This is a genomic window from Propionivibrio sp. (genome assembly GCF_047602565.1).
Lineage (GTDB): Bacteria > Pseudomonadota > Gammaproteobacteria > Burkholderiales > Rhodocyclaceae > Propionivibrio.
In genome coordinates, this window is the sequence record NZ_JASGGX010000001.1 from 1,466,431 (window position 1) to 1,480,058 (window position 13,628).

The 13,628-nt window shown below is 65.5% G+C and carries 13 protein-coding genes and 1 pseudogene; 2 read left to right on the forward strand and 12 right to left on the reverse strand.

The window, feature by feature from the left end; genetic code table 11:
• Window positions 1–63: 63 nt before the first annotated feature.
• From QM701_RS06740 to motA, 9 genes are all read right to left on the reverse strand, one after another.
• On the reverse strand, window positions 64–1,998 hold the full coding sequence (locus tag QM701_RS06740) for a chemotaxis protein CheA (RefSeq protein WP_415166320.1): 1,935 nt from the start codon (window positions 1,996–1,998) through the stop codon (window positions 64–66).
• Window positions 1,999–2,008: 10 nt separating this feature from the next.
• The gene (gene cheZ / locus QM701_RS06745) at window positions 2,009–2,896 is read right to left on the reverse strand and encodes a protein phosphatase CheZ (protein WP_415166321.1); all 888 of its coding nucleotides are present in this window, start codon (window positions 2,894–2,896) and stop codon (window positions 2,009–2,011) included.
• 1 nt (window position 2,897) lies between these two features.
• Window positions 2,898–3,287, reverse strand: a complete 390-nt coding sequence (gene cheY / locus QM701_RS06750) for a chemotaxis response regulator CheY (RefSeq protein WP_415166322.1) — start codon at window positions 3,285–3,287, stop codon at window positions 2,898–2,900.
• 26 nt (window positions 3,288–3,313) lie between these two features.
• The gene (locus QM701_RS06755; protein ID WP_415166323.1) at window positions 3,314–4,258 is read right to left on the reverse strand and encodes a chemotaxis protein; all 945 of its coding nucleotides are present in this window, start codon (window positions 4,256–4,258) and stop codon (window positions 3,314–3,316) included.
• A gap of 27 nt (window positions 4,259–4,285) precedes the next feature.
• A complete protein-coding gene (locus QM701_RS06760; protein WP_415166324.1) occupies window positions 4,286–5,257 on the reverse strand; it encodes a chemotaxis protein in 972 nt (323 codons plus the stop codon).
• A gap of 171 nt (window positions 5,258–5,428) precedes the next feature.
• Window positions 5,429–5,992 carry a chemotaxis protein CheB gene (locus tag QM701_RS06765; protein ID WP_415169354.1) on the reverse strand — a complete coding sequence of 188 codons (564 nt, stop codon included), beginning with the start codon at window positions 5,990–5,992 and terminating at the stop codon, window positions 5,429–5,431.
• The gene (locus tag QM701_RS06770) at window positions 5,905–6,930 is read right to left on the reverse strand and encodes a CheR family methyltransferase (RefSeq protein WP_415166325.1); all 1,026 of its coding nucleotides are present in this window, start codon (window positions 6,928–6,930) and stop codon (window positions 5,905–5,907) included. The genes QM701_RS06765 and QM701_RS06770 overlap by 88 nt, the downstream gene beginning before the upstream one ends.
• 58 nt (window positions 6,931–6,988) lie before the next feature.
• Entirely contained in the window at window positions 6,989–7,942 is a 954-nt protein-coding gene (gene motB, locus QM701_RS06775) for a flagellar motor protein MotB (protein ID WP_415166326.1), read from the reverse strand.
• 26 nt (window positions 7,943–7,968) lie between these two features.
• The gene (gene motA / locus QM701_RS06780) at window positions 7,969–8,826 is read right to left on the reverse strand and encodes a flagellar motor stator protein MotA (RefSeq protein ID WP_415166327.1); all 858 of its coding nucleotides are present in this window, start codon (window positions 8,824–8,826) and stop codon (window positions 7,969–7,971) included.
• Window positions 8,827–9,013: 187 nt separating this feature from the next.
• Here motA and QM701_RS06785 point away from each other — a divergent pair, with 187 nt between their 5' ends.
• A complete protein-coding gene (locus tag QM701_RS06785; protein ID WP_415166328.1) occupies window positions 9,014–9,547 on the forward strand; it encodes an NUDIX hydrolase in 534 nt (177 codons plus the stop codon).
• Window positions 9,548–9,549: 2 nt separating this feature from the next.
• On the opposite strand, the gene QM701_RS06790 is transcribed toward QM701_RS06785, so the two are convergent.
• A complete protein-coding gene (locus tag QM701_RS06790) occupies window positions 9,550–10,326 on the reverse strand; it encodes a TonB family protein (RefSeq protein WP_415166329.1) in 777 nt (258 codons plus the stop codon).
• Window positions 10,327–10,640: 314 nt separating this feature from the next.
• Between QM701_RS06790 and QM701_RS06795 the strand changes: the two genes are divergently transcribed.
• On the forward strand, window positions 10,641–11,201 hold the full coding sequence (locus tag QM701_RS06795) for a hypothetical protein (RefSeq protein ID WP_415166330.1): 561 nt from the start codon (window positions 10,641–10,643) through the stop codon (window positions 11,199–11,201).
• 11 nt (window positions 11,202–11,212) lie between these two features.
• Here QM701_RS06795 and QM701_RS06800 read toward each other — a convergent pair whose 3' ends face one another.
• Window positions 11,213–11,920, reverse strand: coding sequence for a hypothetical protein (locus tag QM701_RS06800; protein ID WP_415166331.1), 708 nt, complete (start codon window positions 11,918–11,920; stop codon window positions 11,213–11,215).
• A 176-nt stretch (window positions 11,921–12,096) separates the two neighbouring features.
• Window positions 12,097–13,396, reverse strand: a pseudogene (gene eno, locus QM701_RS06805) (phosphopyruvate hydratase).
• Window positions 13,397–13,628: the final 232 nt, after the last annotated feature.

Consider the following 13,628-nt stretch of genomic DNA (forward strand, 5'->3'; position numbering starts at 1 on the left):
GCAAGGCAAAAAAATAGACAGGAGGCCGGAGCCTCCTGTCTAGTCGTTTGTTTCTATTGGAATTTACATCGAGAGTTCGAGCGTCTTCGAATGCCGGATGCCCAGATCGCGGTCGATATGGGCGTTCAGGTCGGCCAGAAGCTCCTTCATGTCGAGGATCAGCACGATCTGGCCGTTCGACAGCGTGGTCACGCCGGCCACCCCGCGCGGCCGGAAATCGTCGAGTGACTTGATCACGGCGTCGTCGCGCCCGGCGAAGCTGTCGACCGAGAGGATGAAGCTGCGTTCCGAAGTCTGCATCAGGACGCCGTACTCCGGCCTGCGCACCTGTGGCCAGCCCAGCAGGCGCGACAGCGCGACGACGGGCAGGACCTCGCCGCGCACCACCAGCGTCTCCTTGCCGCCCACTTCCTGCATCTTTTCCTTCTCGATGGGCAGGATCTCGCGCACCATCGACAGCGGCAGGGCGAACGGCTGGTCGCCGAGCAGCACCAGCAGCACCGGCAGGATCGCCAGCGTCAGCGGCAGCGAGATGATGAACACCGACCCCTTGCCGGGCTCGGAGCGGATCTCGACCGAGCCGTTGAGCTTCTGGATGTTGGTCTTCACCACGTCCATGCCGACGCCCCGCCCGGACACGGCGGAGGCCTGCGTCATCGTCGAGAAGCCGGGCAGGAAGATCAGGTTCAGGCTCTGGCGGTCGTCCAGCGTATTGGCCTCTTCCTCGCGGATCAGCCCCTTCTCGATCGCCTTGGCGCGGATGCGCTCGGGATTCATGCCGCGGCCGTCGTCGGCGATGATCAGCACGATGTGGTCGCCTTCCTGGCGCGCTTCCAGGCGGACGATGCTCTTGGTCGGCTTGCCGGCGGCCAGGCGCTCCTCCGGCGACTCGACGCCGTGGTCCACCGCGTTGCGCACCAGGTGCACCAGCGGATCGGCGAGGTCCTCGATCATCGTCTTGTCGACCTCGGTTTCCTCGCCGAGCAGGGCCAGTTCGACGTCCTTGCCCAGCTGGCGCGCCAGATCGCGGGCGATGCGCGGGTATTTCTGGAACAGCCGGCCGATCGGCTGCATGCGCGTCTTCATCACCGAGTTCTGCAGGTCGGAGACCAGCAGGTCGAGCTGGCTCACGGCCTGGTCGAGCGCGTGCAGCGTTTCCGCGTCGTTGCGTCCGGCCAGGATGTCGGCGCGCAGGCTGGTCAGGCGGTTCTTGGTCAGGCCGATCTCGCCGGACAGGTTGAGCACCTGATCCAGGCGCGCCGTATCGACGCGGATGGTCAACTCGCGCGTGGCGATCTTCTCTTCCGCGCGCCGCCCCGTGGTCGCGCCCGAGCCGACGAAACCGGGCTTGTCGGTCACGCGCCGCCCCTCGGGCGGGAAATGCGGCGTCATCTCGGCTTCCGGCACGACGTCGGTGCCGGAAGCCGGCTCGATCCGGGTGCCGGACTGGCCGGCCGGGGCCGCTGCGACGACCGCCTGGCCGGTGACGGCGGCGTGCAGCGCCTGCCAGTCGGGTCCGGCAGCCGGCGGCTCCGCCTGCGGCGACGGTGTAGGAGCGACGGCGGCGTCCGCCGCGGGCTCCGGTTCGGCGGCAGGGGCGGCGCTCTTTTCCTGCAGCGCGACACGCAGGGCGTGGATCACTCCCTCCGGCGCCGGCCGCGGCTGCATCGCCTGGCCGAGCTCGCCGAACATCGAGCGGACGCCCTGCGTCGCCGCCATGATGGTGTCCATCAGTTCAGGCGTCAGGCCCATCTCGGCGTTGCGGAGCTTGTCGAACAGGTTTTCGGTGAGGTGGCAGAGCGTCACCAGTTCGGTCGCGTTGAGGAAGCCGGCGCCGCCCTTGATGGTGTGGAAGCCGCGGAAGATGTCGTTCAGCAGGCGGCGGTCGCCCGGGTCCTTCTCCAGGTCGACGAGCTTGTTGTCTACGTCGGAGAGCAGGTCGCTCGCTTCCTGCAGGAAATCCTGCAGCAGGTCTTCCATGCCGGAAAAATCGCTCATGTTGAATCTCCTAGAATCCCAAGCTGTCGAGCAGATCGTCCACCTGCTGCTGGCTCACCACGACGTCGGAACGCCCCTGACCGTTGATAACGGGTCCGTTGAGCAAATTCTTGACCGATGCCGTGCGTTTTTCTCCGGGAATCGTTTCGATCAAGATGCTCATCAGCTGCGTTTCGAGGTCCTGGGCGAGCGACACGATCTTCTTGATGACCTGCCCGGTCAGATCCTGGAAATCCTGGGCCATCATGATTTCGAGCAGTTGCTCCTTGGTCGCCGCCGTCCGCTGCGGCACGGCGTTCTTGAGGAAAACGCGGGTTTCGCTGGCCAGCAGCTTGAAATCCTCGACGCCCATCTGGTTGGCGTACAGGGCGTCCCACTTGGCGGCCAGCAGCGCGGCGCCCGCTTCGAGCTCCTCCTGCAGCGGACTCGCCACGTCGGTGGCGTTCAATACCTTGCACGCGGCCTGCTCGGTCAGGTCGGCGATGTACTTCAGGCGGTCGCGCGCGTCGGGAATCGCGTTGACGGTTTTTTCGAGCAGCTTGTCGTAGCCCAGCGCGCCGAGTGTGTCGTGCAGTTGCCGGGCCATCTGCCCGACCTGGGTGAACACCTTCTTCTGGGTCGGCCACTCCGCGCCCGCGCCCGCACCTTCGCCTTCCGCGCCCTGCACGCCCTTGCCCTCGGACACGATGGCGTCGAACAGCGCCTGCAATTCCTGCGAATCTTCCGTCAGATCGTCGCTTTCCTGGGCCTGCTTCATCAGCGACGGCTTTTTTTCGGCGGCCGGCGGCGGAGCGGCGGAATTCGCTGGATTTGCCGATCCTCCCCCCACGCCCCCCGCAATGCTGTCGAACAGCGCCTCGAGTTCGGCCGAGTCGCCCGAAGAAGTCGTGTCGCTCATGTCAGACACCCATCTTGTCGAAGATCTTCTGCAATTTTTCCGCCAGCGTGGCCGCGGTGAACGGTTTCACGATGTAGCCGCTGGCGCCCGCCTGGGCCGCCGCGATGATGTTTTCCTTCTTGGCTTCGGCGGTGATCATCAGCACCGGCAGATGCGACAGGGACGGGCTCGAGCGGATGGCCTGCAGCAATTGCAGTCCGTCCATGTTGGGCATGTTCCAGTCCGTCACCACGAACTCGAAGCCCCCCGCCTGCAATTTCTGCAACGCGATGGCCCCGTCCTCGGCTTCATCCACGTTGGCGAAACCCAACTCCTTGAGCAGATTCCTGACGATTCGTCGCATGGTCGAAAAATCGTCCACCACCAGAATTCTCATTTTCGGATCAGCCATTGTTCATCGACTCCTGATTTTCTTTTCTATCGTTCGAGCAGGGGACGCAAGGTGTCCGCCAACACCTCGGCGTCGAATTTCGCCACGTACGCATCCACGCCGACGGCCTGGCCCATGGCGCGGTTGGCCTCCGACGACAGCGAGGAATGCATGACCACCGGAATGCCGTCGAAGCGGGAATCGGCCTTGATGTACTTGGTCAGGACGTAGCCGTCCATTTCCGGCATTTCGGCATCGACCAGGATCAGGCGCACTTCGTTGCGCAGGCTGATGCCGGTCTGCTGCGCGTGGGAGGCCAGCCCCTGCAGCCGGGTCAAGGCCTCGACCCCGTTGGTCGCGTGCTTGTGCTTGACGTGCAGCTTGTCGAACACTTCGGCGATCTTCTTGCGCGCGACCACCGAATCGTCAACGAAAAAGACGCCGATCTCCTCGGGTACCTGGGCCGGAGGCACGTCGACGATGACCGCCTCGCCGAAGGCGTTGGCCAGGATCTGTTCGACGTCGAGCAGGGAAACCAGCGTGCCGTTCTCCAGTTCGGTGATCGCCGTGATCAGGCCCTGGTTCGAGGACAGCACGCTTTCCGGCGCCTTGACCTTCTCCCAGTCAACGCGAATGATCCGGTCCACCTCGTGCACCAGGAAGCCGAGCGTGCGCTTGGAGTATTCGGCGACCATCATGGTCTTACCCTGCTCCACCGGCTTGTCCTGATGGTCGAGGAAGCTGACCAGCGAGAGCACGGGAATGACGTTGCCGCGTAGGGACACCAGGCCTTCGACGCCTTTCGGCATGTTGGGCGTGCGGGTGATGTGCGGCGTGCGTCCCACTTCGCGCACCTTGAACACGTTGATCCCGAAGGTTTCCCGGGTGCCCAGGGAAAACAGCAGGATCTCCATTTTGTTGGACCCCGCCAGCCGGGTCCTGGCATCGACGCTATCGAGCAGATTCTTCTTTTCAACCAGATCCGTTGCCATCGACATACTCCACGCTATAGTTGGACCTCATCCGTTCGCCTGGGCGACCGGGGCAGAGCCGAGCAGGCGCCGCGTCAGGATTTCCGAGAGTTTCTGGGGTTCGAACTTGGGCACGTACTCGTCAACGCCGACGGACTTGCCCAACTGCTGGTTGGACATGCCGGACAGGGACGAATGCATGATCACCGGCACCCCGGCGAAACGCGGATCGGTCTTGATCTTCTTGGTCAGGATGTAGCCGTCCATCTCGGGCATTTCGATGTCGGTCAGCACCAGGCTCACCAGTTTCGACACTTCCTGGCCCGAAGCCTGGGCATAGGCAGCGACCTTTTCCAGCTCCTCCCAGGCCGCGCGCCCGTTGATCGCCTCCACGTAGCGCACGTGCATCGCATTGAGCGTGCGCACGATCTGCTTGCGCGCCACCACCGAGTCGTCGGCGAAGAACACCGTCAGCGTCGAATCGTTCAGCGGCTTGATGTTGCGGTATACGACCTCGTCGTCGTACTTGGTGGTTTCCGAGAGGACCTTCTCGACGTCCATCATCATCACCAGGCGCCCGTCCGGCAGTTCCGTCACCGCCGTGACCAGGCCGCCCATTTCCGCCGTCATCATGTCCGGCGGCACTTTCATCTGGCTCCAGTCGAGGCGCAGGATGGTATCCACGCCTTCGACCAGGAAGCCCTGGGTGTGCCCGGCGTATTCGGTGACGATCATGATCGAGCGCGGCGAATCGGTCGTCACGCCCGCGTACTTGGCCAGATCGACCACGGGAACCAGGGCGCCGCGCAGGCTGACCATGCCTTCCACCGAAGCCGGCATCTCGGGCGCGGCGGTGATGGGCGGGGTGCGCATCACTTCGCGCACCTTGAAGACGTTGATGCCGAAGGTCTCGCGCCGTCCGGTGCGGGAATTGGTGCCGAGCGTAAACAGCAGGATTTCCAGTTTGTTCGTGCCAGCGAGCTTGGTACGCGCATCGATGCTTTTCAGCAGCTCTGACATTCGTGATCCCCTTTTTATGGTCGTGTGGCCGTGCCAACCACTAACGCGCATCTTAATCGACCGCCCGCCATTTCACCACATTCCTCCCCACAAACAAAGGCACGGAAGCGTTTGCCGCCGCGGCGCGGAGGCCTGGAAACGGCATGGAAGGGCATGCTTTTGCGGGAATTCTCAACCGAGGCGGCTGGCGGCAAGCACCTTCTGCGCCAGCGCGTCGAGCCCGGCGATCTCCTCGACCGCCCCGATCAGCGCGGCTTCCCGCGGCATCCCGTAAACCACGCAGCTGGCCTCGTCCTGGCCGAACGTCCGGGCGCCCGCCTGGCGCATGCGCAGCAGGCCGTTGGCGCCGTCCTTGCCCATGCCGGTGAGGATGACGCCGACGGCGTTCCGCCCGACGACCTCGGCGGCCGAGTCGAACAGCACGTCGACCGACGGCCGGTGGCGGTTCACCGGCGGCGTCCTGAGCAGTTCCGTGGCATAGCCGGCGCCGGTCCGGCGCACGCGCATGTGAGAATGCCCCGGCGACACGTAAACGGTGCCGGGGACCAGCGTTTCGCCGCCCTGCGCCTCGATCACCCGCGGCTGGCACAAGCCGTTCAGGCGCGCGGCGAAGGAGCCGGTGAAGGATTCGGGCATGTGCTGCACGATCAGCGTCGGCGGGCAGTTGGCCGGGAATCCGAGCAGGAAGGTCTTGATCGCCTCGGTGCCGCCGGTCGAGGCGCCGACGAAAACGATGCGGCCGAGGTTCGCCGGCGGCCGCGCCGCCGCGCCCGGCGCGGGAGTCTGCACACCCATGTCAGCGGGCTCCGTCCGCCAGTTCGTAGAACGGTCTTGCCCTGCGAGCGGAAGAGGTCCGCCGCGTGCAGGAAGCTCTCCGAATGCCCGGCGAACAGCAGGCCGCCGCGGTCCATCAGCGGCGCGAACCGCTTGAGGATCTTGTACTGCGTCGGCTTATCGAAATAGATCATGACGTTGCGGCAGAAGAGCGCATCCAGGGGGCCGCGCACGCTCCAGTTCGGTTCGAGCAGGTTCAGCCGCTGGAAGGTCACCAGCCGGCGCAGCTCGGGACGCACGGTAAACGAGCCGTCGTCGCCGCCCGCGTTCTTCAAGAAGAACCGGTTCAGGCGCTCCGGCGGCAGCCGATCCACCCGGTCGCGCGCATAGACGCCCTTCGCCGCCGTGGCGAGCACGTTCGTATCCAGGTCGGAGGCGACGATCGACACCGGCACGTTGAAGCTGTTGAAGGTTTCGACGACCGTCATGGCGATGCTGTACGGCTCCTCGCCGGTCGACGAGGCGCAGCACCAGATCCTGATCGACGGCTTGCCCTGCAGCTTCTTGAGGTGCGCGCCGAGGATCGGAAAGTGATGCGGTTCGCGGAAGAACGAGGTGAGATTGGTGGTCAGCGAATTGACGAATTTTTCCCACTCGGCCTTGTCGCCCCGCTCCAGCAGCGCCAGGTATTCGCCGAAGGTCTTCATGCGCGTTTCGCGCAGGCGCCGGGCCAGCCGGCTATACACCATGTCCTGCTTGGCGGACGAGAGCGCGATGCCGGCATGCTCGTAGATCAGCTTGCGGACCCGCTCGAAATCGGCCTGCGTGAAGACGAACTCACGCTCGCCGCTTTCACGTGGCGGCAGCGGCTTGCCCCAGGGCGCATTATTGGCGATCACGCACCACCTCTTTTCCGGCTTGTTTTCGTTCCGGCGGCTGTGAATTCCCCGCGCCGGGTCATTGTTTGGGTTTTTCCGCGCCCAGCACGGACGACGTTTCCTCGGAGCCGTCGACCGTCAGGGTGGCGTTCCCGTCTTCCATCAGCATGGCTTCCTCGGTCCGCTTGTTCAGCACCACGATATTGATGCGCCGGTTGGACGGACTCAGCGGATCGTTCCTGTCGAAGAGGACCATGGACGACAGGCCGACCACGCGCAGGACCTTGTTTTCGTCCATGCCGCCGGCGATCATCTCGCGCCGCGAGGCATTGGCGCGGTTGGCCGACAGTTCCCAGTTGGAAAACCCCTTCTCGCCGCCGCTGAACTGCGCCGCGTCGGTATGCCCGGAGAAACTGACCTTGTTGGGCACGGCATTCAGGGCCTTGCCGATTTCGCGCAGGATCACCTTCGAGTATGGCTTCAACTCGGCGCTGCTGGTGTCGAACATCGGGCGGTTCTTCTCGTCGATGATCTGGATGCGCAAGCCCTCGGTGGTCACGTCCATCAGCAGCTGGTTCTTGAACTGGCGCAGCATGGAGTTGTCGTCGATCAGCTTCTCGATGTTGCTCTTGAGCTCGTTGAGCGACATTCTCTCGCGCCGTTCGAACTCCTTGCGCAAGTCCTCGGTGCGCGCGTCCCGCGCGCTGGGATTGGTCCTTTTGTCGGTCTGGACGTCGCCCTGCTTGACCTGCCCCGAACTCCGGGAGAGGTCCTTGCCACCGCCTTTCAGGATGCTGGTCGCGTCGCCCGCGCCCGAGCCGCCGGAAAAGCTGACCTTCAGCGGATTCTGGAAATAATCGGCGATCCCCTTCAAGTCGCCGCTGGCCGTCGAGCCGAGCAGCCACATCAGCAGGAAGAAAGCCATCATCGCCGTCACGAAATCGGCGTACGCCAGCTTCCAGGCGCCGCCGTGGTGCCCGGCGGCGCCTTTCTTGATGCGTTTGATGACGATCGGACGGAGATCTTCGCTCATGCGGTATCCTCGGCACGCGGGCGGGCTTACTTGCCCTTGCGCGCCTTGAGCTCTTCCTCAAGCTCGATGAAGGTCGGCCGGTCGTTGGAGAAGAGCACCTTGCGGCCGAACTCGACCGCCACCTGCGGCGCGTATCCCGACATCGACGCCAGCAGCACGACCTTGACCACCTGGTAGATCTTCGACCCCTCGTGCGCCTTCTGCTCCAGCAGCGAGGCGATCGGCGAGACGAAGCCGTAGGAAATCAGGATACCGAGGAAGGTGCCGACCAGCGCGCCGCCGATCATCTTGCCGAGCACCGGCGGCGGCTCGCCGACCGAGCCCATGACGTTGACCACGCCCATCACCGCGACGACGATACCGAAGGCCGGCAGGCCGTCGGCCGACTTGGCCATGACGTGCCCGGGCACCTCCACCTCGTGGTGGTGCGTCTCGATCTCCATGTCCATCAGGTTCTCGATTTCCAGCGCGTTGAGATTGCCGCCGACCATCATGCGCAGGTAGTCGGTGATGAATTCCATGACGTGGTGGTCGTGCGAGATCGACGGATACTTGCTGAAGATCGGGCTGTCGTGCGGGTTCTCGACGTCGTTCTCGATCGACATCAGGCCTTCCTTGCGCACCTTGGCGAGCACCTCGAAGAGCATGGCCAGCAGGTCGACGTAGGCCGCCTTGTTGTATTTGGAGCCCTTGAACAGGCTGGGCAGCGCGCCGAGCGTGGCCTTGATGACCTTGAGGTCGTTGCTGGCGACGAAGGCGCCGAGCGTGAGCCCGACGATCGCCAGATACTCCATCGGCACCCAGAGCGCCGCCAGACTGCCGTGCACCGCGTAGGTTCCGAGCGACGCCGCCAGTATGATGAGGTAGCCGACGATGAGAAACATTCCAATCCTCCGGGACGCGCCGGTCCAGGGCGCAAATTCGTTTGTCGGGCGTCATTGTAACGGGATGCCGGGCCACGGGAAACAAGAGTAAAGCCGCCCCGGAACGGCAGCTGACACGAGACAGCGCCGTTGCCAACACGCCTGCGGGATCGGCTAGAATCGATCCCTACCCTGACGACGAGCGGACATGAATTACTGTACCCGGTGCGGCGCCAAAGTCGTGCTGCGCATTCCCGAAGGCGATTCGCACCTGCGCCACGTCTGCCCGCAGTGCGGCGAAATCCACTATCTCAACCCCAAGCTGGTGATCGGCTGCGTCGCCGAATGGGACGGCCGCGTGCTGCTCTGCCGGCGCGCCATCGAGCCGCGCTACGGGCTGTGGACGCTACCCGCCGGCTTCATGGAGAACGGCGAATCGACCGCTCAGGCGGCGATGCGCGAGACGGTCGAGGAAGCCTGCGCGCGCGTCGGCATCGAACGGCTCTTCGCGCTGGTCAGCATCCCGCACATCAGCCAGGTCCACCTGTTCTACCGCGCCCGGCTGCTGGACGCCGATTTCGGCGTCGGCGAGGAAAGCCTGGAGACGACGCTCTTCGAGGAACGGGAGATTCCGTGGGAGCGGCTGGCGTTCCGCAGCGTCGCTTTCTGCCTGGAGGCGTATTTCCGGGACCGCCGCGCCGGCGCCTTCGGCTTCCACGAGAGCACCCTGCCGCCGCCCTGAGCTTACCCGCCGTCGTCGAGACTGAAGGTGATCTGCTGCAGCATCCGAAAATCCCGACCTTTCAGCCCCTCGGGCAGTTCGGTGTGGCGGACCGCCTGGCGGAGCGTTTCGAGCGCCTGCTCGTCGAGAATCCTTTGCCCGCTCGACGCGCTGAGCGAGAGCACCGGCTCGGCGCCCAGGCGCCGGAAATCCAGCGCGATTTCCGCCGTCCCCTCCCAGCCGCGCTCCTTCGCCAGCGGCGGATAGCGCTTGAAGCGCCGGGCGCTGATGCCCAGGGCGAAGCGGTACTGGCGGAGGTCGTCGGCGCCGATCCCGTCCTGCCGCGCGGCCGCGCCGGACGGAGCGGCCGCCTGTGGCGCGCCGCCCGAGGCGCTCGCGGAACCGGCCTGGGGCGCCGCCGACGGCGCTGAAGATGCCGGCGCAGCTGCCACGGCGTCGGCGACGGCCGGCGGCGAAGGGGCCGCCGCGACGGCGACCTCCTGCGGACGTTCATCGGGAACCTCGAGTTTTCTGGCGGCGGCCTTCGGCCCCCTGGACGGCGCCGGCGCCTCGGCGCGGGCCGGCGCTTCCACGGCGGGCGCGGGACGCGGCGCGCTCACGGGAAGGGCGGGAGGAACGGGAGGAACGGCCGGGCGGCTCATCCCCACCACCCGGATGACCGCGGGCGGCGCCTCGATGCGCGCGGGCAGAATCCTGACCACGCCGACCAGCAGAGCGGCATGCACCAGCAGGGAAACGATCAGGGCACGCACCAGCGCGCGCCGGGGATGGAAGCGCATCGAAGAAAAACCGGACCGCCGGGAATGCGGCAAAGCAGACATGGGACCGGCGATGTTACTGCACAATCGGCGCGGCGCGCCACGCGGGCGATCCCGATGCGGCTTGCGCGGCAAACCGGCGCGGGAATGCGCCAGGTTTTTCCGTCCGGCATTTGGTGTTACATTGGTCGCCCCACGCGAGGCCGCGCGGCCCGTCCACCCGGAGCACCCCGACCGATGACCGACCACGGGAGCGTCCCTTCAGCCCGAGCGCCCGTTCCTCCGCGCATTTCCCTGCCGCGCGGCCAGTGATGGCCGCGCGCGGCGTATCGGCCATGGACCACCTGATCCGCGACTCCGCGCCGCTCGAACTGTACGCTTGGCTGGACGCTGACGCCGAGCTTCCCGGCTGGGACGTGCTGTCGGACAACCCCTTCAGCCTGCCCCTGCCCGAAGACAGCTTCACCACCGTGCAGAATTATTTCGCGGAATACCATCTGGAATACTACCGCCAGCGCCTGTTCAAGGAATTCCCCAGCCGCCTGCACGCGCTGCTGCTCTTCGCCACGCGCGTCGACGCCGAGAATTTCCGCGCCAAGCACCCGGCGCGCGTCTTCGGCAAGCATCTCGTGCCCGCCCGCAGCCAGGGGGCCTACGTCGTCTCGTTCCACGATTCGAGCTGGCTCGACTACCTGCGCCTGCCGCACAGCCTGAACCTGGCGACGCTCGATGAAGTGTCGAACCACTACTGGCGCGGCCGGCTGGTCGAGGAGATCGGCCTGCGGTTCATGGACGCCGCCTGGCGGGAGCCGCCGGTCATCGAGGCGCTGTTCCAGGGGACGCTCGAACTGGTGACCCATCATCATCACACCGGCTGGCTGCCCGGCTTTTCCTGAGCGGCCGCCGGTCAGTCCTTCGCGGGCGGCGACGCCGGCGCTTCCTTGCGCAGCACGTGCTTTCCCGGTTTTTTCTCCGGTACCGCCGGACGCGGCGGCGGCGGCCGCGGATGCTCCCACGCATGCCCCGGATAGGGCGGCCGGATGATGATCGGACGCGAATGGAAACGCACCGGCGGCGCGCGCATCACCACGTGGCCGCTGCCGTCCACGACGGCAACTTCGAGTTGCACGCCGCGATTCGCGGGCAGGTAGCCGTCCGGCCAGAAGCCGGGAGGAATCACGAATTCGGTCGCCGTGAACCGCTGGTTGACGGGCCGCCCGTCGATGCGCACGATGAAGGCGTGCCCCTCGCCCAGCAGCAGCGGGGGATCGACGGCCAGCCGGACTTCGAGCAGCGACGTGTCGCCGGCCACGCTGCCGCCGTCCGCCGGCTCGACGACCGCCAGGCTGCGGTACGCGGCGGCGGCTTCGGGACGCTGGCGTTCCGCCGGCCGCGCCTCCGTGCCTCCGGGCGGTTGCGTCGCGTGCGCCGGCACGGGTTCCGGCGCGGGGATCACGGTCAGCGGCTTGAGCGTCACCTCCTTGGCGCCGGGCTGCGGCTTGTCCGAAAACACCGGCCCGTTTTCGCCGCGCGTCACGTAAACGCCCTGGGCCGGCGCCTCCGCGCAGACGAAGGCCAAGCACACGGCGCAGGCGGTGAAGGGATGCAGCTTCATGGTCATCTCGAACGTAATCCGCCACGGAAAGCGGGGAAAAAACGCGCCCGGAATCAGGGCGCTTCGCCGCCAGTATCGGCCAGCGCCACGTGCGGCGCAAGACGCCCGCAAGCGCCGCCCGGAAATGAAAAAGGCATCGCAGAGCGATGCCTTTTTTGGTGCCGGAGTGCCGGCGATCAGAAGCCCGCGCCCTTGATCGACTTGAGGCCCTTGTAGATGGCCTTGGCGCCGAGCTGCTCCTCGATGCGGATCAGCTGGTTGTACTTGCAGATGCGATCGGTGCGCGACAGCGAGCCGGTCTTGATCTGGCCGGCGCCGGTGCCGACGGCGAGGTCGGCGATGAACGAGTCTTCCGTTTCGCCCGAGCGGTGCGACGAGATCACGCCGTAGCCGGCCTGCTGCGCCATCTTGATGGCGTCCAGCGTCTCGGTCACGGTGCCGATCTGGTTGACCTTGATCAGGATCGCGTTGGCCGCGCCCATGCCGATGCCCTGCTTCAGGCGCGACGGGTTGGTCACGAAGAAGTCGTCGCCGACGATCTGGACCTTCTTGCCGAGCGCCTTGGTGAACTTGACGTAGCCTTCCCAGTCGTTCTGGTCGAGGCCGTCCTCGATCGAGACGATCGGGTACTTCTTGCACCACTCTTCGTACTTGGCGATCATTTCGTCGGCCGTGAACAGCTTCTCGGGATTCGACTTCCAGAACTTGTAGCCCTGGCGGCCGCCTTCGTCGAACAGTTCGGAGGAAGCGCAGTCGAGCGCGATGGCGATCTGCTTGCCGGGCTTGTAGCCGGCGGCGGCGATAGCCTGCATGATCACTTCCAGCGCCTCGTCGTTCGACAGGTTCGGTGCGAAGCCGCCTTCATCGCCGACGGCGGTGACGTGGCCGCCTTTCTTGAGCAGGCTCTTCAGCGCATGGAACACTTCGGTGATCCATTGCAGACCCTGCGAGAAGGTCTTGGCTCCGACCGGCATGATCATGAATTCCTGGAAGTCGATCAGGTTGTCGGCATGCTTGCCGCCGTTGATGATGTTGGCCATCGGCGTCGGCAGGACGAATTCCTTGTTCTTGTGCAGCTTGGCGATGTACTTCCACAGCGGCATCTTGCTGACGCTGGCGGCGGCGACGGTGATCGCCATCGACGCGCCGAGAATGGCGTTGGCGCCGAGCTTGGCCTTGTTCTGCGTGCCGTCGAGCGCGATCATCGCTGCGTCGAGTTCGCGCTGCTTGAGCGGGTCCTTGCCCTTCAGCAGCTTGGCGATCGGGCCGTTCGACGGCTTCGACCGCCTTCAGGACGCCCTTGCCGAGATACACCTTCTTGTTGCCGTCGCGCAGTTCGCAGGCTTCGAATTCGCCGGTGGACGCGCCGGACGGAACCGCGGCGCGCGCCAGGAAACCGTTGTCCAGCAGCACGTTGACCTCGACCGTCGGATTGCCGCGCGAATCGAGAATCTGGCGGCCGACGACCTTGCTGATCTTGACGAAGGCGGCAGCCGGCTTGGCGGCGACGACGGTCTTCTTGACGGCGGCCTTGGCCGAGGCGGCCTGCTTGGCGGGCGCGGCCTTCACGGCGGCCTTCTTGACGACGGGCGCAGGCTTCTTGGCGGGCGCGGCCGGCTTGGCCGGAGCAGCTTTCTTGGCGGAAACGGCTTTCTTGGAGGTTGCAGCTTTAGCGACAGTGGCCATCTTTGGATTCCATGACAGAAGT